This is a genomic window from Paracoccus sp. Arc7-R13, assembly GCF_004010775.1.
Classification (GTDB): domain Bacteria; phylum Pseudomonadota; class Alphaproteobacteria; order Rhodobacterales; family Rhodobacteraceae; genus Paracoccus; species Paracoccus marcusii.
In genome coordinates this window covers 178,351-199,040 of sequence record NZ_CP034813.1, presented here as the reverse complement: position 1 = coordinate 199,040, position 20,690 = coordinate 178,351, and the positions used below count along the sequence as shown (strand labels likewise).

The following is a 20,690-nucleotide window of genomic DNA, read 5'->3' as shown; positions in this document are numbered from 1 at the left end:
CTCGTTCCTGCTGCGATGTATCGTGTTCCGAGGCGTACTGCACTTTCTATCGCACATCATCCCTCGGTTGGGAACAAAATTGCCCGGTTTCGCCGCGAAACCCTTCTCAAATCAGAAAAAGCAGCCGCCTAAAGCTTGTATCTTGTTTAGAGACTTTAGAGTCTTTGCGATAAAAGAATATAGTACTTTCAATGAGCTGAATTTAGTTCGGAACCCATATGCAGGACGAAGGGGACCCTTATCCGGGATGACGGGTGCCCGGGAACAGGGGGAGGGGCGCCGATTCTCGGGTTGAGGGGTGCCGGGGAACGGGAGGGGCCTGTTTGGGGCAGAAAAAGCCCACGGGGCACGGTTTGCCAGGGGTGTCCGTCCCGGAAACGGGTGCCTTAGTGCGACGCCTGCGTTGCAAGGTGCCCGTCTTCGGGATGGCGACAGTCGCGGCAAGGGTGCCTGAAAGGCTGTTGCCGCAGGGTGCCTTTTGCGGCAGCATAGGGACAGGCAGGACAATGGCAGACCTCATGGACGACATCCCCCGCGACCAGCTGTCCGGCGCGCTCAGGCGCGGTGCGGTCAAGAAGCATGTGGCGGCGATCCACGTGTCGGGCAAGCTGACGCTGCTGCAGCGCAAGCTGTCCAACGTGCTGCTGCTGAACGCCTATGACACGCTGATGTCGCGGCCCAGCCACCAGATCGACGCGCGGACCCTGTGCCTGATGATCGGGTACAACAGCAACGACATGGACACGCTGAAGCAGTCGCTGCGCGGGCTGGTCGAGACCGTCGCGGAATGGGACATGCTGGACGACAAGGGGCGTCAGGAATGGGGCGTGTCCAGCCTGCTGAGCTATGCCAAGCTGAAGGGCGGGATCTGCGAATACGCCTATTCCCCGGCCCTGGCCGAGAAGCTGCACGACCCCAAGGTCTTTGCGCTGATCAACCTCAACATGCAGCGGCGGTTCACCTCCGGGCATGCGCTGGCGCTGTACGAGAACTGCTATCGCTTCGTGCGGACCGGCTCGACGGGGTGGTGGCCGCTGGATCTGTTCCGGCGGCTGATGGGAGTCGAGGGGTCGGCCTATTACGAGGTGTTCAAGCAGCTGAACGCCAAGATCATCAAGCCCGCCGTGAGCGAGGTGAACAAGACCTCGAACATCATCCTGACGCCCGAGACCAAGAAGCAGGGCAGGGCGGTCACTCATATCCGGTTCCTGATCACCGAGAACCCGCAGCTGGCGATTTTGGACATGGACGACGGCGAGGGGGCGCGGCACGGCGCCGTCTATGGCCGGCTGCGCGCGCTTGGGGTCAGCGACCGGCTGGCGCGGCAATGGCTGTCGGCGCATGGCGAGGAGGTCGTGTCGGCCAAGCTGGATTACGTCGAGGCGCGGCGGAACGTGGTCAGCAAGGTGGGCTATCTCAGCGCCGCGCTGGACGGCGATTTCGGCACGCCCGACCCGGTGACGGTCGAACCGCCCAACCCGCAGGCCGAACGGCTGCGCCGCATCCTGGAGGTGATCCGCCAGCGCACCCCGACGCAGCGCGACGCCGACCGGCGGCTGTTCTTGAGCCAGCTGACCGACCGCGCCGCGCGCGCCGATTTCGAGCGCCACGGCTGGATGTCGCCCCTGAACGCCGCCCGGATCGGGGCGTTCTGGGAAGACATGTCGCCGGGCCTGTTCGGCTAGGCCATCACCAGAAGATAGCGGGTCGACCGGCCGCCCTCGGGGCCGCGGCGCAGGATTCCGGCGGCCTCCAGGTCGGTCAGGTCGCGCGTGGCGGTCGCGGCGGACACGCCCGCGATGCGCCCGTAGGGGGCGGCAGAGATGCCCTGGGCCACGCGGGCCGGGCCTTCGGCGAACAGGCGGCGCAGCACGCGTTCGGCGCGCGGCGGGGGGCGGTGGCGCAGGAAGAAGGCGTTGCGCGCCACCAGGAAGCGGGCGTCCGTGACCGCATCGTCGACCCCCGCGATCAGCCGGTCCAGGAACCACATCACGAAGGGCGTGGCGTCGATCGCCGCGCCCACCACCTGCCGCCCGGCCTGCAGCACCGCGTAATAGCCGCGCTTGTCGGCCTCGATCTGGCGCGACAGCGAGAAGGGCAGGGCGGCCCCGTCGCGGGCGAAGACATGTTCGACCAGCGCCCGGCCAAGCCGCCCGTTGCCGTCCGAGAAGGGGTGGATGGATTCGAACCACAGATGCGCCAGCGCCGCGCGGATCGGCGCGGGGCGGTCGTCGGTCTGCAGGGCTGTCAGAAAATCGTCCATCATCGCGGGGACGCGGTCGGCAGGGGGCGCGGCATAGAGGACCTCGTCCCGGCCGGCGGTCGCGCTGCGGGTGATGACCATGGCAAAGCGACGCCAGCGGCCCTTGTCCTCGACCTCTAGCCCGTGGAACAGCAGGCGGTGCCAGTGCCACAGGGTGGGGGTGTCCAAGGGCGGCCCCCCGGCGCGGGCCTGCAGCATCAGGTCGGCGATGGCGTCGCTGCGCCGCACGGGTTCGGCACCCCGATGCGCCATCGAGGCCACGACCGAGGCCTGGATCTGGGCCGCGGGCAGGCTGGCCCCCTCGATCGCGAAGGAGGACACGGCCTCGGTCGTGACCGCGCGCAGGAAGGCCTCGCGCCGTTCGTCGGGGGTCAGGGCGTGGTGCAGGCCGGTGATGGCGCCGAGGCGTGCGGAAAACGCCGCCAGCCGCCCCTCGGTCAGGGAGGGGTCGTGGCGGAAATTGGGCCAGGCAGGGCTTTCCCAGATCTGCATGAGGGGATTATGGCGGTTATTCGCATCATGACAAGGCGTTTCATGATGCGAATAACCCGTCCAATCACCTCAGCCGCGCTGCGCCACCAGCGGATGGGACAGCGCGGTCTCGATTCCGCGCAGTTCGGCCAGGCCCTTGAGGCGACCGATGGCGGGATAGCCGGGCTGCGCCTTGCGGGACTGGTCATCCAGGATGTCCTGGCCGTGATCGGGGCGGAAGGGGATCTGCCAGTCGTCGCGGCCCTCTGCACGGCGGCGGGTCTCCTCCGCTAGGATGGCGGCGATCATCGCGACCATGTCGGTGTTGCCCTCAAGATGCGCGGCCTCGTGGAAGGACCCGCCCAGATGGGTCTCCTCCAGCGCGACGTTGCGCAGATGAAGGAAATGCACCCGGTCGCCCAAGCGCGCCATCATGCCCGGCAGGTCGTTGTCGGCGCGCGCGCCGAGCGATCCGGTGCACAGCGTGATGCCGTTGGCGGAGAGGTCCACCGCATCCATGACGGCGCGATAATCGGCCTCGGTCGACATGATGCGGGGCAGGCCCAACAGCGGGAACGGCGGATCGTCGGGGTGGCAGCACAGGCGCATGCCCAGCTCCTGCGCCAGGGGCGTCACCTCGGCCAGGAAATCGACCAGATGGGCGCGCAGGCGGTCGGGGCTGATGTCGTCATAGCGCGCCAGGTGGTCCTTGACGTCGTCCAGGGTCATGCGTTCGGCGGCACCCGGCAGGCCGAAGACCACGTTGCCGGTCAGCTGTTCGCGCCGGTCGTCCGACATGGTGGCCAGCCGCGCGCGGGCAGTTTCGGCGATCTGCGGGGCATAGTCGTCGGCCGCGCCGCGGCGTTGCAGGATGAACAGGTCGAAGGCCGCGAAGTCGATCGCGTCATAGCGCATGCAGGTCGCGCCGTTGGGCAGCCGATAGACCAGGTCGGTCCGCGTCCAGTCCAGGATCGGCATGAAGTTGTAGCAGATGACCCGCAGGCCTGCCGCGTGCAGGTTGCGCATCGAGGTCTTCCACGCCTCGATATGGGCCCGCCAGTCGCCGGTCTGGCGCTTGATGTCCTCGGATACGGGCAGGCTCTCGACGACCTCCCATGCCAGGCCCGAGGGCGCGCCGTCGCGCATCACGGCCAGCTGGGCCTGGCGGTCCGCGATCTGGTCGGGCTGCCAGACCTGTCCGGTGGGGACGTGGTGCAGGGCGGTCACGACGCCCTGGACGCCCGCCTGCAGCATGTCGTCGACGGACACCAGGTCCTTGGGTCCGAACCAGCGCCAGGTCTGTCTCATGATTGGGTCTCTTCTTCAGCAAAGGAAAGTTGCACCTTGACCGACCGCGCGCGGTCGGCGGCGGTCCGGAACGCCGTTTCGGCGTCGCTCATCGGAAAGGTGGCGGTGATGATCGGGCGGGGGTCGATGGCGCCGGTGCCGATCAGCCCCACCGCATCGGCGAATTCCGTGTCGAACCGATGAGAGCCCACGAACAGGATCTCCTTGCCGACCATCAGGTTCAGGGGCAGGGGCGTGGGCCCCGCCACGCCGACCTGGACCAACGCGCCAAGCGGGCGCAGGCAGGCCACCGCGTCGCGGATGGCCGATGCCGCCGCCGAGCATTCGAAGACCAGATCGACGCGGCCCTTGTCCTGCTGCCATTCCGCCAGGCCATCGGGGTCGGCCACGGGGTTCACCGCATGGTCGGCGCCCATCCGGCGCGCGACGGCCAGGGTGGCGTCCTGGATGTCGGTCACGATGATCGTCGCGGCCCCGCGCAGGCGGGCCACCGCCACGCAGAGCGCGCCGATCGGCCCCGCGCCCGTGACCAGGACGGTCTTGCCCGCAAGGGGTCCGGCGATCGCCTCGGCGCGGTTGGCGGCGTGCAGGCACACGGCCAGCGGTTCGGCGCAGGCGGCGGCGCCGGGGGTGACGGTGTCGGGCAGGGGGTGGCACTGCGCGGCGCCGATGGTGATGCCGTCGCGGAACATCCCCTGTTCGTGGGGCAGATACATCGCCGAGCCCTTGAACCGCATCGCCATGCAGTGATGCGGCAGCCCGGCCTGGCAGAAATCGCAGGTCCCGCAGGGATGCGAGGGGTTCATCGCGACCAACTGGCCTACCTGCAGGTGGGTGACGTCGGGGCCCACGGCCTCGATCCGGCCGGCGGCCTCGTGGCCCAGGATGATCGGTTCGCGCACGCGGATCGTGCCGATGCCGCCCTCCTGCCAGTAATGCAGGTCCGATCCGCAGATGCCGCCGGCCAGGACGGCGACGCGGACCTGCCCCCGGTCGGGGGTGGGCAGATCGGTGGCGGCGATGGTCAGGTCGTCCTGGCCGTTCAGGCGGACGCATCGGGTCTGGGTCATGGTGACCTCCTTACGGCATCAGGCGGTTGGGCAGCCAGGTGGACAGCGGCGGGAAATAGCTGACCATCAGCAGCATGATCAGGTTGGTGACAATATAGGGCGTGATCGCCCGGATCACCGGCGACAGCGGCAGGCGCGCGATGTTGGCGGCCACGAAGAGGCACACCCCCACCGGCGGCGTGGTCAGCCCGATCATCAGGTTCATCACCGCGAAGACCGCGAAGTGCAGCGGGTCGATGCCCACGGCCAGGGCCAGCGTCTGCAGCGGCACGAACAGGATGATCAGCGCCGCGATGGTTTCCATGAACATGCCGACGAACAGCAGAAGCAGGTTGATCAGCAGGATCACCACGAACTTGTTGTCGGTGATGGACAGCACCCCGTCGGCCAGCATCTGCGGGATGCGTTCCGACACCAGGATCCAGCCGAAGACGTTGGCTGTGCCCACCAGCACCAGGATGCCGGCCGAGCTGATGGCGCTGTTGGTGATGATGCGCGGGATCGCGCGCCAGGGCAGTTCGCGATAGATGAACAGGCCCACCAGCATCGCATAGAGACAGGCCACGATGGCGGTTTCGGTGGGCGTGGTGATGCCGGTCAGCAGGCCGCCCACGATCAGCGCGGTCATGGCGATGGCCCAGATCGCCCCGGTGAACGAGGTGAACAGTTCGCGCAGCCCCTGCCAGGGTTCGCGAGGAAAGCCGTGCTTGCGGGCCAGGATGACGGTCGTGATCATCATCGCCACGCCCATGGCGATGCCCGGAATGGCCCCGCCCAGGAACAGCTTGCCCACCGACATGCCCGACAGCGAGCCCACGATGATCATCGGCACGCTTGGCGGGATCATCGGGCCCACCGTCGACGACGCCGCGGTGACCGCGGCCGAGAACGCGCCGGGATAGCCCGCGCGCTTCATCCCGGGGATCATCATGCCGCCGACCGAGGCGACGTCGGCCACCGCGGTGCCCGAGATGCCGCCGAACAGCATGGAGGCCGCGATGTTGGCCTGGGCCAGCCCGCCGCGCATCCACCCGACCAGCGCATTGGCAAAGCGGATGATGCGTTCGGTGATGCCGCCCGAATTCATCAGGTTGCCCGCCAGGATGAAGCCCGGGATGCACAGCAGCACGAAGCTGTCCATGCCCGCATACATCTTTTGCGGGATCACCACCAAGGGGATGTCCGCGAACAGCAGATAGGCCATCGACGACAGGCCAAGCGTCACCGCCACCGGCAGGCCGATGGCCAGCCCCAGCACGAACACGCCCAGAAGCAGGGTCAGTCCCATCACAGGTCCTCCGATATGGGGATGGCGCGTCCGTCATGGCGGCCGGTCAGCATCTCGAAGATGCGCATCAGCGCCCACAGGCCAAGGGTGACGAACAGGATCAGCATGGTGACATGCAGGAAATCCATCCGCCATCCCAGGGAGGGTGCGGTCTGGCGAAGGCCCACGCGGGTGTATTGCCACGCCGCCGCCAGAAGGCCGCCGGCGAACAGCGCGGTCAGCACCGCGCTGACCAGCCGCAGACGCCACGGCCAGCGGCCCGGCAGGCTTTCGCACAGAAGGTCGACGTTCACCATGTCGCCGCTGCGCAGCGCCAGACCGGCGCCCAGGGCACCGATGTAGATCAGGCAGAACCGGGTCAGCTCCTCGGTCCAGACGGGGGCGGTGGACAGGAAGGTGCGCGCAAAGACCTGCAGCAGGACCGATGCCGACAAGAGCAGGAACGCCACGAGGATCAGAAGGCGGCACAGCCCCTCCAACCCCTTGAATGCCTGTGTCATGGGATGTCTCCGGGGGACGGGCGGGGCAGGGTGCGCCCCGCCGCCCTGCCATCAGTTGTTGAAGATCTGTTCGGCCAGCGGGCGGATGTCCGCGTCCACGGCACCGATCACCGCGTCGCGGGCGGCATCGGCGAAGGCCTGCTGGTCGACCTCGACGAAGGTCACGCCCGCGGCCTCCAGCTCGGCGATCAGCTCCTTCTCGTCGGTCAGGAACAGCTCGCGCTCGAAGGCCTGGGTGCTGTCGGCGGCGGCCTGCACGGCGGCCTGGTCGTCCTCGGACAGCTTGTTCCAGGCGTTCTCCGAGATGGTCAGATAGATCCAGGACCGGACATGCTCGGTCAGGTTCACGGTCTTCTGCACCTCGTAGAAGCCGCCGGACTGGAACAGCGCCAGCGGGTTCTCCTGCCCCTCGATCGTGCCGTTCTGCAGCGAGGTGAAGACCTCGGAGAAGGCCATCGGCGTCGGGTTCGCGCCAAGCGCCTGCCAGGCGGTCACGAACAGCGGCACGTTGGGCACCCGCAGCTTGAAGCCGTTCAGCTCGTCCGGGGTAGTGATGGGGCGGTTGGCCGACAGGTTGCGCGGACCGCGCGCGAAATAGGTCAGGGGGCGGATGTCGGCATTGGCGATGATCTCGGCCTCGATCTGGTCGCCGATCTCGCCTGAGGCGACCTCGTCCATGTGCTCCAGCGAGCGGTAGGCATAGGGCAGCGCCAGCAGCGCGGCCTTGGGCGCCCAGTTCTGCAGGCTTTCGCCGGTGATGGTCATGTCGGCGGTGCCCAGCTGCATGCCGTTGATGACGTCGATCTCCTTGCCTAGGGATTCGTTCGGAAAGACCTGGACCTCGACCCGGCCCTCGGTCCCGGCGGCGACCTCCTCGGCGAAATGCAGGGCGGCCTTGTGCCAGATGTTCTCCTCGTTGGCCAGGTGGCCCAGCTTGAGCGTGACGTCGGCTGCCATCGCGGTGCTGGTGGTCAGCGCGGCGGCCAGGGTGATGGCGATCATGCGGGTCGGTGTCATGGTGTCCTCCTCCAAGGATTGTCCGGCGGGGCCGGGATCAGGTGAAATAGTCCGGGCAGTCGGCCCGGATGACGGGCAGGTCGTCCAGGATGCCGCGCAGATGGGTGCGGATCGCCCCTTCGGCGCGCGGCGCATCGCCCGCCCGGATGCCTGCGACCAGCGCGAGATGCTGGTCGATCAGGCGGTCGACGGGGAAATGCCGGCTGGACAGGAACCGGACGCGGTCCATCTGGGCCTTCATCTCGACCACGACGCGCCAGGCGCTGGCCTTGCCCGCGCCTTCGGCAAGGGTGCGGTGAAACAGCTCGTCCGCGTCCATGAAATCGCGGGCCGATCCGCCGATCAGATCCATCTGGCGGGTCAGCTGGGCGTCCAGGTCCGCGATCAGCGCGGGGTCCGGGTCGACGGCCAGCAGCTTGACGATGTCGGCCTCGATCGCCTCGCGCACGAAGCGCGCGTCCATCACCGCCGCCAGCGAGATGCGCGTGACGAAGGTCCCCCGCTGCGCGCGCACGTCCAGCAGGCCCTGACCCGCCAGCGCGATGAACGCCTCGCGCACGGGCTGGCGGCTGACGCCGTATTGCTGGGCGGTCTCGACCTCGGACAGTCGGGTATCGGGGGGCAGGCTGTTGTCCATGATCGCCGCGCGCAACCGGTCGGCCAGCTGCGACGCCGCGTTCACGCGGGTCTGGGGCAGCGGCTCGGGACGGGTGCGGAACGGCGTGGCCATGGTGATCTCCTCGGTAGCGACCACTACACTATACTACCATACCAGTAAAGTGTCTTTTCGGGATGCCGGGTGCGGGTGCAGGCGCTATGCTTGGACCGGCACCAAGGGCGGAGGGCGCGATGACGGTCACGAATCAGGCAGAGCTGGAGGGGTTGCAGGCCATCGGCCGGATCGTGGCCACGACCCTGCAGGCGATGGCCCGCGCGATGGAGCCGGGCATGGCCACGCGCGAGCTGGACGGGATCGGCCGTGCCCTGCTGGAACGCGCGGGCGCGGTGCCTGCGCCCGAGGACAGCTATGGCTTCCCCGGCGCGACCTGCATCAGCGTCAACGAGGAGATCGCGCATGGTGTCCCCGGCGACCGGGTGATCGCCGCGGGCGATCTGGTCAACATCGACGTGTCGGCCTCCAAGGACGGGTTCTTTGCCGATACCGGGGCCAGCTTTGCCGTGGGCGCCGTGGCGCCCGCCATCGAGCGGTTGTGCCGCGACGGCCGGCGCGCGATGGAGGTCGGCATCGCGCAGGTGGGCGCCGACAGGCCGCTGGACGGGATCGGCAACGCCATCGGCCGCTTTGCCGCGGCGCGCGGCTATACGCTGATCCGCAACCTGGCCAGCCACGGCGTGGGCCGCGCCCTGCACGAGGCGCCCGAGGTCATCGCGACCTGGCCCACCACGGGCGACCGCCGCCGCATCGACCGCGGCCTGGTGCTGACGGTCGAGCCGTTCCTGTCGCGCGGCGGTGTGCGCGCCGCCGAGGGGCGCGACGAATGGACCCTGTTCAGCCAGCCCCGCGCGCCCGTCGTGCAGTACGAACACACCGTCGTCGCGACCGAGCGCGGGGCGATCATCGTCACCCTGCCGCACTGAGCGTCCCCGACCGCTGCCCACGGATCGGGCAGTTCGCGCCGGCAGGCCCCGGCGGGGGCGGGCGGGGCTTGCCATCGCCCCGTGCGCGGTCGTCAGTGGCGGGATGGAGCGGCTGTCAATCATCGTGGTCGAACGCGACCGGGACCGGGCGATCAGGATCGTCGACGGGCTGCGCGCGTCCGGCGATCACCAGATCACCGTCATCGCCGAGGAGACGGGCCTGGCGCGGCGCATCGCGCAGGCGCAGCCCGACATCGTGCTGATCGACGTCGCCGACCCGTCGCGCGACGTGTTGGAGGAGCTTGCCCTGGCCTCGGGGCCGCTGGACCGGCCGGTGGCGATGTTCGTGGACCGGTCGGACGAACAGCTGACCCGCACCGCGATCGAGGCGGGCGTGTCCGCCTATGTCGTGGACGGGTTGCAGCGCGACCGCATCAAGCCGATCCTGGACGCGGCCATCGCGCGGTTCCACCTGTTCCACAAGATGCGCGCCGAACTGGCCGCCACCAAGGCCGCGCTGGAGGAGCGCAAGATCATCGACCGCGCCAAGGCCATCCTGATGAAGGCGCGCGGCATCGACGAGGAGGCGGCCTATGCCCTGCTGCGCAAGACCGCGATGGACCAGAAGCGCCGCGTGGCCGACATCGCCCAGCAGCTGGTGATGGCGGCGGGGCTGCTGACATGACCGACCGCCTGCGCCTTGGCTATGTGCCGCTGACCGATGCCGCGCCGCTGATCATCGCCCGCGAGCTGGGTTTCGCCGCCGAGGAGGCGCTGGACCTGGACCTGGTCCGCGCCGGCAGCTGGGCGCAATGCCGCGACATGCTGGGCACCGGGGCGGTGGTCGCCGCGCATATGCTGGTGCCGCTGCCCATCGCGCAGGGGCTGGGGCTGGGCCCGGCCTTCCCCGACCTGGATCTGCTGATGGTCCTGTCGCAGGGCGGGCAGGCCATCGCCGTGTCGCGGGCCATCGCCGCGCGGCTGAAGGGCCAGGGCCACGGGTTCGATTTCCGTGATCCGCGCGCGGCGCGCGATGCCTTGGCGCGCGCGCATCCGGGGCCGCTGCGAGTGGGGGTGCCGTTCCCGTTCTCGACCCAGGCCGAACTGGTGCGGCATTGGCTGGACGGGACCGGGCTGGCCGCGCGGCTGTCCATCCATACCGTGCCGCCGCCCCTGATGGCCGATGCCCTGGCCGCCGAGGAGGTCGACGCCTATTGCGTCGGAGAGCCCTGGGCGTCGCGCGCGGTGGAACGCGGCGTCGGCGCGCTGCTGCTGCCGGGGTCCGCCATCTGGGCTGCGCCGCCGGAAAAGGGGCTGGTGATGACCCGCGCCTTTGCCGAAGGCCATCCCGACCCCACGGGCCGGCTGATGCGGGCGCTGTGGCGGGCGGGCCGCTGGCTGGACCAGCCCGGCAACCGCGGCACCGCGGCCGAGATCCTGTCGCGCCCCGACTGGCTGAACCTGCCGCCCGAACTGTGCGAACGCGGGTTGCTGGGCCGCCTGCATGTCACGCCCGAAGGCGATCTGCGCGATTGTCCGGGCTTCATCCGCTTTCACGCGCAAGGCGCGACGTTCCCGTGGCGCAGCATCGCCGCGATGCTGGGCGCGCGCCTGGCCGCGCGGCACGGGCTGGACCCCGAATGGGCGATGGCGCGGGCGGCCGCCTGTTTCCGCACCGACCTCTATCGCCGCCACCTGCGCGAGGCGGGGGCCGACCTGCCCGCGGCATCCGCCAAGGTCGAGGGCGCGATGGTCGCCCCGACCCCGGTGGCCACCGAACAGGGCCGGATGATTCTGGGCGCCGATGCGTTCTTCGACGGCCACCGGTTCGACGCGGCGTTCGCGCGGCGCTGAATTCGCGGGCAGGCTGGCGCAAATCGCGGCGATGGGCGGGGCAGGGGGGGCGGACACGCCCCGCAGGCTTGACCGAGGCCCCGGCGCCGCGAATGATCGGGGAAAGGCGGATGCAACGGCGCACCGCGTTTGACCCCCGGCCGCAAGGATGCGGTTCCCCATCTTTAGGCAATGACGCCATCTGATCGTGCCCTGTCCGCAGGGCCGCGGCAGGTGGCCTTTCGTGTTCGTGCGCCCTGCTGCGCGCCAGTCCAAGGACCAGCCCCCATGACCCAGATCACGTCCCCCTCGCGCCGCCGTTTCCTGCAGGCCACCGGCGCGATGGCCACGATGGCCGCCGCCCGCCTGGCCCTGCCCGCCGGGGCATGGGCCGCCACCCCCGGCACGCCCGAGGTCACCGGCTGCACCTTGGGTTACATCGCCCTGACGGACAGCGCGCCGCTGATCATCGCGTCCGAAAAGGGGCTTTACGCGAAATACGGCATGCCCGACGTGCGGGTCGAAAAGCAGGCCAGCTGGGGGGCCACGCGCGACAACATGGCGTTGGGGTCGGCATCGGGCGGCATCGACGGCGGCCACATCCTGCGCCCCAAGGTGCACCTGTACTCCACCGGCAGCGTGATGCAGAACGGCCAGCCCCTGGCGATGTACACGCTGCTGAACCTGAACGAGGACGGGCAGGGCCTGTCGGTGCGCCAGGATTATGCCGACAGCGGCGTGGGCATCGACAGCAGCCCGCTGAAGGAGATCTTCGCCGCCCGCCGCGCCGCGGGCGAGGACATCCCCGTCGCGATGACCTTCCCCGGCGGCACGCATGATCTGTGGATACGCTACTGGCTGGCGGCGGGCGGCATCGACCCGACCCGGGACGTCGACCTGATCGTGGTGCCGCCCCCGCAGATGGTCGCCAACATGAAGGTCGGCAACATGGAGGCCTTCTGCGTCGGAGAGCCGTGGAACGAGCAGCTGGTGAACCAGGGCATCGGCTTCACCGCCGCCACGACCGGGGAACTGTGGGCGCGCCATCCCGAGAAGATCCTGGGGATGCGGGCCGATTGGGTGGACGCCAACCCCAATGCCACCGTCGCGCTGATGATGGCGGTGATGGAGGCCCAGATGTGGTGCGACCTGCCCGAGAACAAGCAGGAGATGGCCGAGATCATCGGCCGCCGCCAATGGTACAACGTCCCCGTGGCCGACATCGTCGGCCGCATCCAGGGCCAGATCGACTATGGCAACGGCCGCGACGAACTGCGCCCCGAGCTGGCGATGAAGTTCTGGGGCCGGAACGGAGAGACGTCCTATCCTTGGAAATCGCTGGATGCGTGGTTCGTCACCGAAAACAAGCGGTGGGGATACCTGCCGGGCGATCTGGACACGGCCGCCCTGGTGAACGGCACCAACCGCAGCGACCTGTGGCTGGCCGCCGCCGCGGGCCTGGGCCTGACGCCCGATTTCGGCGACAGCCGCGGGGTCGAGACGTTCTTCGACGGCAAGACCTTCGATCCGGCGGACCCGGACGCCTATCTGGACGCGCAGTCCATCAAGGCGATGGTGTGATCCGATGAACGTCACAGCCCTCAAGCGAAAGCTGGACCTGACCCCGAAACCCGCAGCCCCCGTCGTGGCGCTGCCCCCCCGCAGCACCCCCCGCCGGGCCGCCTGGCGCAAGCGCGGCCAGGCGCTGGCCGCCGGCGTCCTGCCCCCCCTGGCCGTGCTGGTCGTCCTGCTGACGATCTGGCAGGTCGGCGCATCGGGCGAGGGCAGCGGCCTGCCCACGCCGGTCCAGGTCTGGATCGACAGCGGCTTTCTGATCCTGGAGCCGTTCTACGTCTATGGCACCCAGGACATCGGACTGGGCTGGCGCGTGCTGACCTCGCTGGAGCGGGTGGCCTATGGCTTTGGCCTGGCCGCGGTGGTGGGCGTGCTGACCGGCGCGGTCATCGGACAGTCGGCGCTGATGATGCGCGGCTTCGATCCGATCTTCCAGATCCTGCGCACGGTGCCGCCCCTGGCTTGGCTGCCCATCAGCCTGGCCGCCTTCATGGACAGCGGGCCGTCGGCGATCTTCGTGATCTTCATCACCGCGATCTGGCCGGTGATCATCAACACCGCCGCGGGCGTGCGCGCCATACCGCAGGATTACCGCAACGTCGCCGCCGTGCTGCGCCTGAACCAGATCGAGTTTTTCTGGAAGATCATGGTCCCCGCCGCGGCCCCCTACATCTTTTCGGGGCTGCGCATCGGGGTGGGCCTGTCCTGGCTGGCGATCGTCGCGGCCGAGATGCTGACCGGCGGCGTGGGCATCGGCTTCTTCATCTGGGACGCGTGGAATTCGTCCCGCCTCAGCGACATCATCGTGGCCCTGGCCTATATCGGCGGCACGGGCTTCATCCTGGATCGTCTGGTCGGCTGGATCGGACGCGTCGTCTCTCGCGGCACGGCCGCGTAAGGGGAATGATCATGAAATACCTGTCCATCGAACACCTGTCCAAATCCTTTGCGAACGGGTCCAGGACGGCGCATGTGCTGTCCGACATCACCCTGACGATCGACAAGGGCGAATTCGTCAGCATCATCGGCCATTCCGGCTGCGGCAAGTCGACCCTGCTGAACCTGGTCGCCGGCCTGACCGACGTGACCCGCGGCGCGATCACCCTGGACGGGCGCGAGGTCAACGCGCCGGGCCCCGACCGGGCCGTGGTCTTTCAGAACCACAGCCTGCTGCCTTGGCTGACGGTCTATGACAACATCAAGCTGGCGGTGACCAAGGTCTTCGGCCGCACGAAGACCCGCGCGGAACGCCACGACTGGATCATGCAGAACCTGGACCTGGTCCAGATGAGCCATGCCGCCGACAAGCGCCCGGCCGAGATCTCGGGCGGGATGCGCCAGCGGGTCGGCATCGCCCGCGCCCTGGCGATGGAGCCCAAGGTCCTGCTGCTGGACGAACCCTTCGGCGCGCTGGACGCGCTGACCCGCGCGCATCTGCAGGACGCGGTGATGGAGATCCACGCGCGGCTTGGCAACACCATGATCATGATCACCCATGACGTGGACGAGGCCGTGCTGCTGGCCGACCGCATCGTGATGATGACCAACGGCCCCGCCGCCACCATCGGAGAGGTCGTCACCGTCGACCTGCCCCGCCCGCGCGACCGCATCCGGCTGGCCAGCCAGCCCGACTACGTGCGCGCCCGCGAATCGGTCCTGCGGTTCCTGTACGAGCGCCACCGCTTTGTCGAAGCCGCGGAGTAGGCATCATGGCACGAAAATTGGTCGTCATCGGCGCGGGCATGGCCTCGGGCCGGATGCTGGAGCATCTGTTCGACATGGCCCCCGGCCAGTGGGACGTCACCCTGTTCAACGCGGAACCGCGCGGCAACTACAACCGGCTGATGCTGTCGCCGGTCCTGTCGGGCGACAAGACCTATGACCAGATCGTCACCCATGACGATGCCTGGTACGCGGCGCAGGGCGTCACCTGCCGGTTCGGCGAAAGCGTGACCGCCATCGACCGCGACGCACGGGTCGTGCAGGGCGCGAACGGGCCCGTGCCCTATGACGCGCTGGTCATCGCCACCGGGTCGGCGCCCTTCATCATCCCGCTGCCGGGGCACAGGCTGTCCGGCGTCGTCGCCTATCGTGATCTGGAGGACACCAACGCGATGATCGCGGCCAGCCGCCCCGGTGCCAGGGCGGTCGTGATCGGCGGAGGTCTGCTGGGGCTGGAGGCCGCCGCCGGCATGGCCGCGCGCGGCGCGGAGGTTACCGTGATCCACCTGATGGGCCACCTGATGGAACGCCAGCTGGACCCTGCCGCCGCCTATCTGCTGCAGCGCGACCTGGAGGGGCGCGGCATCCGCGTCCATTGCAAGGGCGCGACCAAGGCGATCCTGGGGACCGATCGCGTGGAGGCGGTGCTGCTGGAAGACGGGACCGTCTATCCCGCCGATCTGGTCTGCATGGCCGTGGGCATCCGCCCCGAGACGCGGCTGGCCAACGATGCAGGTCTGGAAGTCGCGCGCGGTATCACCGTCGACGACCAGATGCGGACCAGCGACCCGGCGATCTTTGCCCTTGGCGAATGCGTCGAACATGACGGGCAGCTGTTCGGCCTGGTCGCGCCGCTTTACGATCAGGCCCGCGTTCTGGCCGCGACGCTGGCGGGGCAGGATGCCGCGTTCCAGCCCGTTCAGACCGCGACCAAGCTGAAGGTCACCGGCTGCGACCTGTTCAGCGCAGGCGATTTCGCGGATGCGCCGGGACGCGAGGACATCGTGTTCCGCGACCCCGGCCGCGGCATCTATAAACGCCTGATCCTGGAGGGTGACCGCTTGATCGGCGCCGTCATGTATGGCGACACGGCCGACGGGGCATGGTTCTTCGACAAGATCCGCAGCGGGGCGGACATCACGGCGGATCGCGACACGCTGATCTTTGGCCCCGCATTCGCCGGGGGGGCCCAAGCGGACCCTCTGGCAGCCGTTGCAGCCTTGCCGCCTGAGGCGGAGATCTGCGGCTGCAACGGCGTCTGCAAGGGACAGATCACCAAGGCGATAGAGGGCGGCGCGCACAGCCTGGACGCGGTGCGGGGCCTGACCAAGGCCAGCGCCTCCTGCGGGACCTGCACGGGACTGGTCGAACAGGTCATGGCGCTGACCTTGGGAGACGGCTTCGCGGCCAACGCCAACCCGCCGATGTGCAAATGCACCGACCACACGCATGAGGACGTGCGCCGCCTGATCAAGACAATGGGGCTGAAATCCATCCCGGCGGTGATGCAGGATCTGGGCTGGCGCACGGTCGGCGGCTGTGCGTCCTGCCGCCCGGCGCTGAACTATTACCTGATCGCGGATTGGCCCACGGAATACCGCGACGACCGGCAGAGCCGTTTCGTCAACGAACGCAACCACGCCAACATCCAGAAGGACGGCACCTATTCCGTCGTCCCCCGCATGTGGGGTGGCGTCACCACCAGCGCGGAATTGCGCGCCATCGCGGATGCCGCCGACCGATACGCGGTGCCGATGATCAAGGTCACCGGCGGCCAGCGCATCGACCTGCTGGGCGTCCGGAAGGAGGATCTGCCCGCGATCTGGGCTGATTTCAACGATGCCGGGATGGTTTCGGGCCATGCCTATGCCAAGGGTCTGCGCACGGTGAAGACCTGCGTGGGCGAACAGTTCTGCCGCTTTGGCACGCAGGATTCGACGGGTCTGGGCATTCGGCTGGAGAAGCTGCTGTGGGGGTCGTGGACGCCCGCCAAGGTCAAGCTGGGCGTGTCGGGCTGTCCCAGGAACTGTGCCGAGGCGACCTGCAAGGACATCGGCATCATCTGCGTCGACAGCGGGTTCCAGATCAGCGTGGCGGGCGCCGCCGGCATGGACGTGCGCGAGACGGTGCCCCTGCTGACGGTCGCGACCGCCGACGAGGTCTGCGATGTCACCGCCGCGTTCGTGCAGCTGTACCGCGAGAACGCCCGCTATCTGCACCGCATCTACAGATGGGTGGACAAGGTGGGGCTGGACTGGTGCCGCGATCAGGTGGCGGATGCCGGGACGCGTGCCGCGCTGGTGGCGCGGTTCGCGGAAAGCCAGGCGATCTATCAGACTGACCCCTGGGCCGATCACGCCGCCCGTCCCGCCGAATGGGCCCCCGTGGCCGACCTGACCCTGAGGGCCGCCGAATGAGGACCATCGCATGAGCATGATCGACATCGCCGCACTGGACGACATCCCGCCGCAGGGCGCCCGCGTGGTCCGCACCCCGCACGGTTGCGTCGCGGTGTTCCGCACCGCCGACGACCGGGTCTTTGCGCTGGACGACCGCTGCCCGCACAAGGGCGGCCCCCTGTCCGAGGGGATCGTGCATGGCACCCAGGTCACCTGCCCGCTGCACAACTGGGTGTTCGACCTGGCCACCGGACAGGCGCAGGGCACCGATCGCGGCCAGGTCGCCACCCATCCCGTCCGGGTCCAGGGCGGGCGCATCTGGCTGGACGCCCGCGCGCTGAGGCGGGTTGCATGACGATCCGTACGACCTGTCCCTATTGCGGGGTCGGCTGCGGGGTGCTGGCCACCCCGGACGGGCAGGGCGGGCTGACGGTCCGGGGCGACCCGGACCACCCCGCGAACCGCGGCCGCCTTTGCGTCAAGGGTGCCGCCCTGGGCGAGACCGTCGCCACCCAAGGCCGCCTGCTGACCCCGCGCATCGACGGGGCCGAGGCGCCCTGGGACCGCGCGCTGGACCTGGTTGCCGACCGCTTTGCCGCGGCGGTGCGCGATCACGGGCCGGATTCGGTGGCCATGTATGTCTCGGGCCAGTTGCTGACCGAGGATTACTATGTCGCCAACAAGCTAATGAAGGGTTTCATCGGCAGCGCGAATATCGACACCAACAGCCGGCTCTGCATGGCGTCCAGCGTCGCGGGACACCGCCGGGCCTTTGGCAGCGACACCGTGCCGGGCCTTTACGAGGATCTGGAGCTGGCCGATCTGGTCGTGCTGACCGGGTCGAACCTGGCCTGGTGCCACCCGGTCCTGCACCAGCGGCTGATGGCCGCCAAGGCCGCGCGACCCGACATGCGCATCGTCGTCATCGACCCGCGCCGCACAGCGACCTGCGAGGGGGCCGACCTGCATCTGGCGATCGGGCCGGGGGCGGACGCGCATCTGTTCAACCTGCTTCTGTGCCATCTGTTCGACACGGGCCGGATCGACGCAGGGTTCATGCCCCATGTCGCGGGGCTAGACGTGGCGCTGAGCGCGGCGCGCCGCGCCAACCCGGCCGCTACCGGTCTGGAGCCGTGCGACCTGTCCGCGTTCCTGGAGATGTGGGCGGCAACCGACCGGGTCGTCACCGTCTATTCCCAAGGCATCAACCAGTCCGACACCGGCACCGACAAGGTCAACGCGATCCTGAACTGCCACTTGGCGACGGGCCGCATCGGGCATCCGGGCATGGGTCCGTTCAGTGTCACCGGCCAGCCCAACGCCATGGGCGGGCGCGAGGTCGGCGGCCTGTCGAACATGCTTGCCTGTCACCTGGAGTTGGAGAACCCCGACCACCGCGATGCCATCCGGGCATTCTGGGATGCTCCACGGATGGCCGACCGCCCGGGCCTGAAGGCCGTCGACCTGTTCCACGCGGTCGAGGAGGGGCGCATCAAGGCGCTGTGGATCATCCACACCAACCCTGCCGTCACCATGCCCGACGCGGACCGCGTGGCCCGCGCCATCGCCGCCTGCGATTTCACCGTCGTCAGCGAGGCCTGGCCCGACACCGACACCGCGCGGCTGGCCCATGTGCTGCTGCCGGCGACGGCATGGGGCGAAAAGGACGGCACGGTCACCAATTCCGAACGCCTGATCAGCCGCCAGCGCGCCGCCCTGCCGGCGCCGGGGCAGGCGCGGCCCGATTGGTGGGCGGTGGCGCAGGTGGCGCACCGCATGGGGTTCCGCGGCTTCGGCTGGACCGAGCCTGCGCAGATCTTTGCGGAACATGCCGCGCTGTCGGGCGTGGCGGGCGCCCTGGGCGGTGATTTCGACATCTCGGACCTTGCGGGCGCGGATTACGAGGCGTTGGCGCCCGTCCACTGGCCCCAGGGGCCCGCGCAGCGTGCGGGGCGGTTCTTTGGCACGGGGCGGTTCCACACGCCGGACGGGCGGGCGCGGATGGTGCCGGTCACGGCCCGGCTGCCCGATCACCCCGTGGGGCGGATGCTGCTGAACACCGGGCGCACGCGGGACCAGTGGCACACGATGACCCGGACCGGCCTGTCGCCCCGCCTGGCACGGCACCTGGCGGAACCCTATCTGCACCTGCATCCGGACGATGCCGGGCGCCTTGGGCTGGCCGCCGCCGATCTGGCGCAGGTGGACAGCCCGCAGGGCCGCGCCATCCTGCGCGTGATGATCAGCGACGCCGTGCGCCCCGCCCACCCTTTCGCCCCGATCCACTGGAGCGGGCAGAGCGCATCGGCCGGGCGCATCGACGCGCTGGTCGCGGCGCAGGTCGATCCCGTTTCGGGCCAGCCGGCCAGCAAGGCGGCGGCGGTGACGGTGGAGCGGTTCGCGGCCGCGTGGCACGCGTTCCTGGTCAGCGACGCGCCGGTTTCGCCGGACTGCGCCTATTGGGCGCAAAGCCGTCTGCCCGGCGGCTGGCAGGTCGAGATGGCGGGCACCCGCGCCCCCGATGACTGGCAGGACTGGGCGCAGCGGCTGCTGGGCCTGGGCGCGCCCGCCCAGCAGATGGGCGATCCGGCGCGCGGTCTGCACCGCATGGCCTTTCACCGCGACGGCCGGCTGGCGGCGGCGCTGTTCGTCGGCCCCCGGCCCGTGGCGCTGTCGCGGTCGCACCTGGCCGCGATGCTGGGCGGGGCCCCGGCGGGCGCGCTGGCCGGGCGGCCCCGGTCGGACATGCTCGATCCGGGCGCGATCGTCTGTGCCTGCCTTGGCGTGGGGGTGAACACGATCCGTCAGGCGATCGGCCAGGGATGCGCCGGCGTCGCGGCCCTGGGCCAGGCCACCGGTGCGGGCACCAATTGCGGATCGTGCCGCCCGGAACTGGCGGCCCTGCTGGCCGGCGCGGCGCGGCTGCAGGCGGCGGAATAGCCGCCTATGCCGCCCCGTCGCGTCGGAGGCGCGCGTTGAAACGGGCGATCTCGCGCGGTTCGGGGGCGGCGCCGGTATAGATCTGGACATAGGACGGGATGCGCGACAGGCGGGTCTCGATGTCCTCGGACGACTGCATCGAGATGTAGCCGATCTGGACCAGATAGATGGTGCGCGCGCGGACATCGGCCGACATCGGGTCATGGCCCCAATGCGCCATCATCCGCGTCAGCGCGGCGATGCGCGTGGCATCGGCGACCGTGACGCGGTCGGCCACCGCCTGGTCCTGCAACGCCCAGCTGCGCACCGCGAATTCCAGCCGCGAATCAAAGACGCCCGGTGTCAGGAAACAGCACAGGACGTTCAGCATCGCCTCGGCCTGGGTTTCGGCATACTGGCGCGTTGCCGCGATCAGGGGCACCGTGGTCCGGGCGTGCCAGCCATCCAAGAGGGCGGCCAGCAGCGCCTCGCGGTCGTGAAAGAACCAGTAGAAGCTGGTGCGCGACAGGTTCAGCTGGCGCGCCAGCGGCATGATCTTGACCGCGTCCACGCCGCCTTCGATCAGCGCGCGATAGCCCGCCTCCAGCCAGCCGTCCCGCGATCCCCGCCAGCCCGCGCCGGCCATTTCCTGTGCATCCATGCGGGAACCCTAGGCGGTGGCCGCAACCCCTGCAAGACATCACTCCGCCCAAAGTATGCAGTGAT

Annotated in this window: 18 protein-coding genes; 10 read left to right on the top strand and 8 right to left on the bottom strand. The window is 69.2% G+C overall.

Features of this window, described 5'->3' with window-relative positions:
* Window positions 1-506: 506 nt before the first annotated feature.
* Complete coding sequence (locus tag EOJ32_RS18675; protein ID WP_240542597.1) at window positions 507-1,685, top strand: replication initiation protein; 1,179 nt, start codon at window positions 507-509, stop codon at window positions 1,683-1,685.
* On the opposite strand, the gene EOJ32_RS18670 is transcribed toward EOJ32_RS18675, so the two are convergent.
* From EOJ32_RS18670 to EOJ32_RS18640, 7 genes are all read right to left on the bottom strand, one after another.
* Window positions 1,682-2,755 (bottom strand): Fic family protein, encoded by a 1,074-nt coding sequence (locus EOJ32_RS18670; RefSeq protein WP_127899837.1) that lies wholly within the window; start codon window positions 2,753-2,755, stop codon window positions 1,682-1,684. The two genes, EOJ32_RS18675 and EOJ32_RS18670, sit on opposite strands and share 4 nt — an antisense overlap.
* Before the next feature lie 69 nt (window positions 2,756-2,824).
* On the bottom strand, window positions 2,825-4,042 hold the full coding sequence (gene uxuA / locus EOJ32_RS18665) for a mannonate dehydratase (protein WP_127899836.1): 1,218 nt from the start codon (window positions 4,040-4,042) through the stop codon (window positions 2,825-2,827).
* A complete protein-coding gene (locus tag EOJ32_RS18660) occupies window positions 4,039-5,112 on the bottom strand; it encodes an L-idonate 5-dehydrogenase (protein WP_127899835.1) in 1,074 nt (357 codons plus the stop codon). Before EOJ32_RS18660 ends, uxuA begins: the two co-directional genes overlap by 4 nt.
* Before the next feature lie 10 nt (window positions 5,113-5,122).
* Window positions 5,123-6,400 (bottom strand): TRAP transporter large permease, encoded by a 1,278-nt coding sequence (locus EOJ32_RS18655; protein WP_045981853.1) that lies wholly within the window; start codon window positions 6,398-6,400, stop codon window positions 5,123-5,125.
* Window positions 6,400-6,900: a TRAP transporter small permease gene (locus EOJ32_RS18650; protein WP_127899834.1), complete on the bottom strand. Its 501-nt coding sequence runs from the start codon at window positions 6,898-6,900 to the stop codon at window positions 6,400-6,402. The genes EOJ32_RS18655 and EOJ32_RS18650 overlap by 1 nt, the downstream gene beginning before the upstream one ends.
* Before the next feature lie 51 nt (window positions 6,901-6,951).
* Window positions 6,952-7,902 carry a TRAP transporter substrate-binding protein gene (locus EOJ32_RS18645; protein WP_371706313.1) on the bottom strand — a complete coding sequence of 317 codons (951 nt, stop codon included), beginning with the start codon at window positions 7,900-7,902 and terminating at the stop codon, window positions 6,952-6,954.
* Window positions 7,903-7,954: 52 nt separating this feature from the next.
* The gene (locus EOJ32_RS18640; RefSeq protein WP_127899832.1) at window positions 7,955-8,647 is read right to left on the bottom strand and encodes a GntR family transcriptional regulator; all 693 of its coding nucleotides are present in this window, start codon (window positions 8,645-8,647) and stop codon (window positions 7,955-7,957) included.
* 119 nt (window positions 8,648-8,766) lie between these two features.
* Here EOJ32_RS18640 and map point away from each other — a divergent pair, with 119 nt between their 5' ends.
* The 9 genes from map to EOJ32_RS18595 all read left to right on the top strand — a co-directional run bounded on the left by map (window position 8,767) and on the right by EOJ32_RS18595 (window position 19,985).
* The gene (gene map, locus EOJ32_RS18635; RefSeq protein WP_127899831.1) at window positions 8,767-9,516 is read left to right on the top strand and encodes a type I methionyl aminopeptidase; all 750 of its coding nucleotides are present in this window, start codon (window positions 8,767-8,769) and stop codon (window positions 9,514-9,516) included.
* A gap of 103 nt (window positions 9,517-9,619) precedes the next feature.
* Window positions 9,620-10,201, top strand: coding sequence for an ANTAR domain-containing response regulator (locus EOJ32_RS18630; protein WP_045981857.1), 582 nt, complete (start codon window positions 9,620-9,622; stop codon window positions 10,199-10,201).
* Window positions 10,198-11,370 (top strand): ABC transporter substrate-binding protein, encoded by a 1,173-nt coding sequence (locus EOJ32_RS18625; protein WP_127899830.1) that lies wholly within the window; start codon window positions 10,198-10,200, stop codon window positions 11,368-11,370. Before EOJ32_RS18630 ends, EOJ32_RS18625 begins: the two co-directional genes overlap by 4 nt.
* A 267-nt stretch (window positions 11,371-11,637) precedes the next feature.
* A complete protein-coding gene (locus tag EOJ32_RS18620; protein WP_127899829.1) occupies window positions 11,638-12,930 on the top strand; it encodes a CmpA/NrtA family ABC transporter substrate-binding protein in 1,293 nt (430 codons plus the stop codon).
* Between the two features lie 4 nt (window positions 12,931-12,934).
* The gene (gene ntrB / locus EOJ32_RS18615) at window positions 12,935-13,822 is read left to right on the top strand and encodes a nitrate ABC transporter permease (protein ID WP_127899828.1); all 888 of its coding nucleotides are present in this window, start codon (window positions 12,935-12,937) and stop codon (window positions 13,820-13,822) included.
* An 11-nt stretch (window positions 13,823-13,833) separates the two neighbouring features.
* On the top strand, window positions 13,834-14,628 hold the full coding sequence (locus EOJ32_RS18610; RefSeq protein ID WP_371706290.1) for an ABC transporter ATP-binding protein: 795 nt from the start codon (window positions 13,834-13,836) through the stop codon (window positions 14,626-14,628).
* A gap of 5 nt (window positions 14,629-14,633) precedes the next feature.
* Window positions 14,634-17,063, top strand: a complete 2,430-nt coding sequence (gene nirB / locus EOJ32_RS18605; protein WP_127899827.1) for a nitrite reductase large subunit NirB — start codon at window positions 14,634-14,636, stop codon at window positions 17,061-17,063.
* A 10-nt stretch (window positions 17,064-17,073) separates the two neighbouring features.
* Window positions 17,074-17,400 (top strand): nitrite reductase small subunit NirD, encoded by a 327-nt coding sequence (gene nirD / locus EOJ32_RS18600; protein ID WP_127899826.1) that lies wholly within the window; start codon window positions 17,074-17,076, stop codon window positions 17,398-17,400.
* Window positions 17,397-19,985: a nitrate reductase gene (locus EOJ32_RS18595; protein ID WP_127899825.1), complete on the top strand. Its 2,589-nt coding sequence runs from the start codon at window positions 17,397-17,399 to the stop codon at window positions 19,983-19,985. Before nirD ends, EOJ32_RS18595 begins: the two co-directional genes overlap by 4 nt.
* Window positions 19,986-19,989: 4 nt before the next feature.
* Here the strand turns inward: EOJ32_RS18595 and EOJ32_RS18590 are convergent, their stop codons facing one another.
* Complete coding sequence (locus EOJ32_RS18590) at window positions 19,990-20,625, bottom strand: TetR/AcrR family transcriptional regulator (protein WP_127899824.1); 636 nt, start codon at window positions 20,623-20,625, stop codon at window positions 19,990-19,992.
* Between the last annotated feature and the right edge of the window lie 65 nt (window positions 20,626-20,690).

Bases quoted from the DNA above. Each gene is read 5' to 3' on its own strand.
- EOJ32_RS18675 (WP_240542597.1), top strand. From the start codon at position 507: ATGGCAGACCTCATGGACGACATCCCCCGCGACCAGCTGTCCGGCGCG.
- EOJ32_RS18670 (WP_127899837.1), bottom strand. From the start codon at position 2,755: ATGCAGATCTGGGAAAGCCCTGCCTGGCCCAATTTCCGCCACGACCCC.
- uxuA (WP_127899836.1), bottom strand. From the start codon at position 4,042: ATGAGACAGACCTGGCGCTGGTTCGGACCCAAGGACCTGGTGTCCGTC.
- EOJ32_RS18660 (WP_127899835.1), bottom strand. From the start codon at position 5,112: ATGACCCAGACCCGATGCGTCCGCCTGAACGGCCAGGACGACCTGACC.
- EOJ32_RS18655 (WP_045981853.1), bottom strand. From the start codon at position 6,400: ATGGGACTGACCCTGCTTCTGGGCGTGTTCGTGCTGGGGCTGGCCATC.
- EOJ32_RS18650 (WP_127899834.1), bottom strand. From the start codon at position 6,900: ATGACACAGGCATTCAAGGGGTTGGAGGGGCTGTGCCGCCTTCTGATC.
- EOJ32_RS18645 (WP_371706313.1), bottom strand. From the start codon at position 7,902: ATGATCGCCATCACCCTGGCCGCCGCGCTGACCACCAGCACCGCGATG.
- EOJ32_RS18640 (WP_127899832.1), bottom strand. From the start codon at position 8,647: ATGGCCACGCCGTTCCGCACCCGTCCCGAGCCGCTGCCCCAGACCCGC.
- map (WP_127899831.1), top strand. From the start codon at position 8,767: ATGACGGTCACGAATCAGGCAGAGCTGGAGGGGTTGCAGGCCATCGGC.
- EOJ32_RS18630 (WP_045981857.1), top strand. From the start codon at position 9,620: ATGGAGCGGCTGTCAATCATCGTGGTCGAACGCGACCGGGACCGGGCG.
- EOJ32_RS18625 (WP_127899830.1), top strand. From the start codon at position 10,198: ATGACCGACCGCCTGCGCCTTGGCTATGTGCCGCTGACCGATGCCGCG.
- EOJ32_RS18620 (WP_127899829.1), top strand. From the start codon at position 11,638: ATGACCCAGATCACGTCCCCCTCGCGCCGCCGTTTCCTGCAGGCCACC.
- ntrB (WP_127899828.1), top strand. From the start codon at position 12,935: ATGAACGTCACAGCCCTCAAGCGAAAGCTGGACCTGACCCCGAAACCC.
- EOJ32_RS18610 (WP_371706290.1), top strand. From the start codon at position 13,834: ATGAAATACCTGTCCATCGAACACCTGTCCAAATCCTTTGCGAACGGG.
- nirB (WP_127899827.1), top strand. From the start codon at position 14,634: ATGGCACGAAAATTGGTCGTCATCGGCGCGGGCATGGCCTCGGGCCGG.
- nirD (WP_127899826.1), top strand. From the start codon at position 17,074: ATGAGCATGATCGACATCGCCGCACTGGACGACATCCCGCCGCAGGGC.
- EOJ32_RS18595 (WP_127899825.1), top strand. From the start codon at position 17,397: ATGACGATCCGTACGACCTGTCCCTATTGCGGGGTCGGCTGCGGGGTG.
- EOJ32_RS18590 (WP_127899824.1), bottom strand. From the start codon at position 20,625: ATGGATGCACAGGAAATGGCCGGCGCGGGCTGGCGGGGATCGCGGGAC.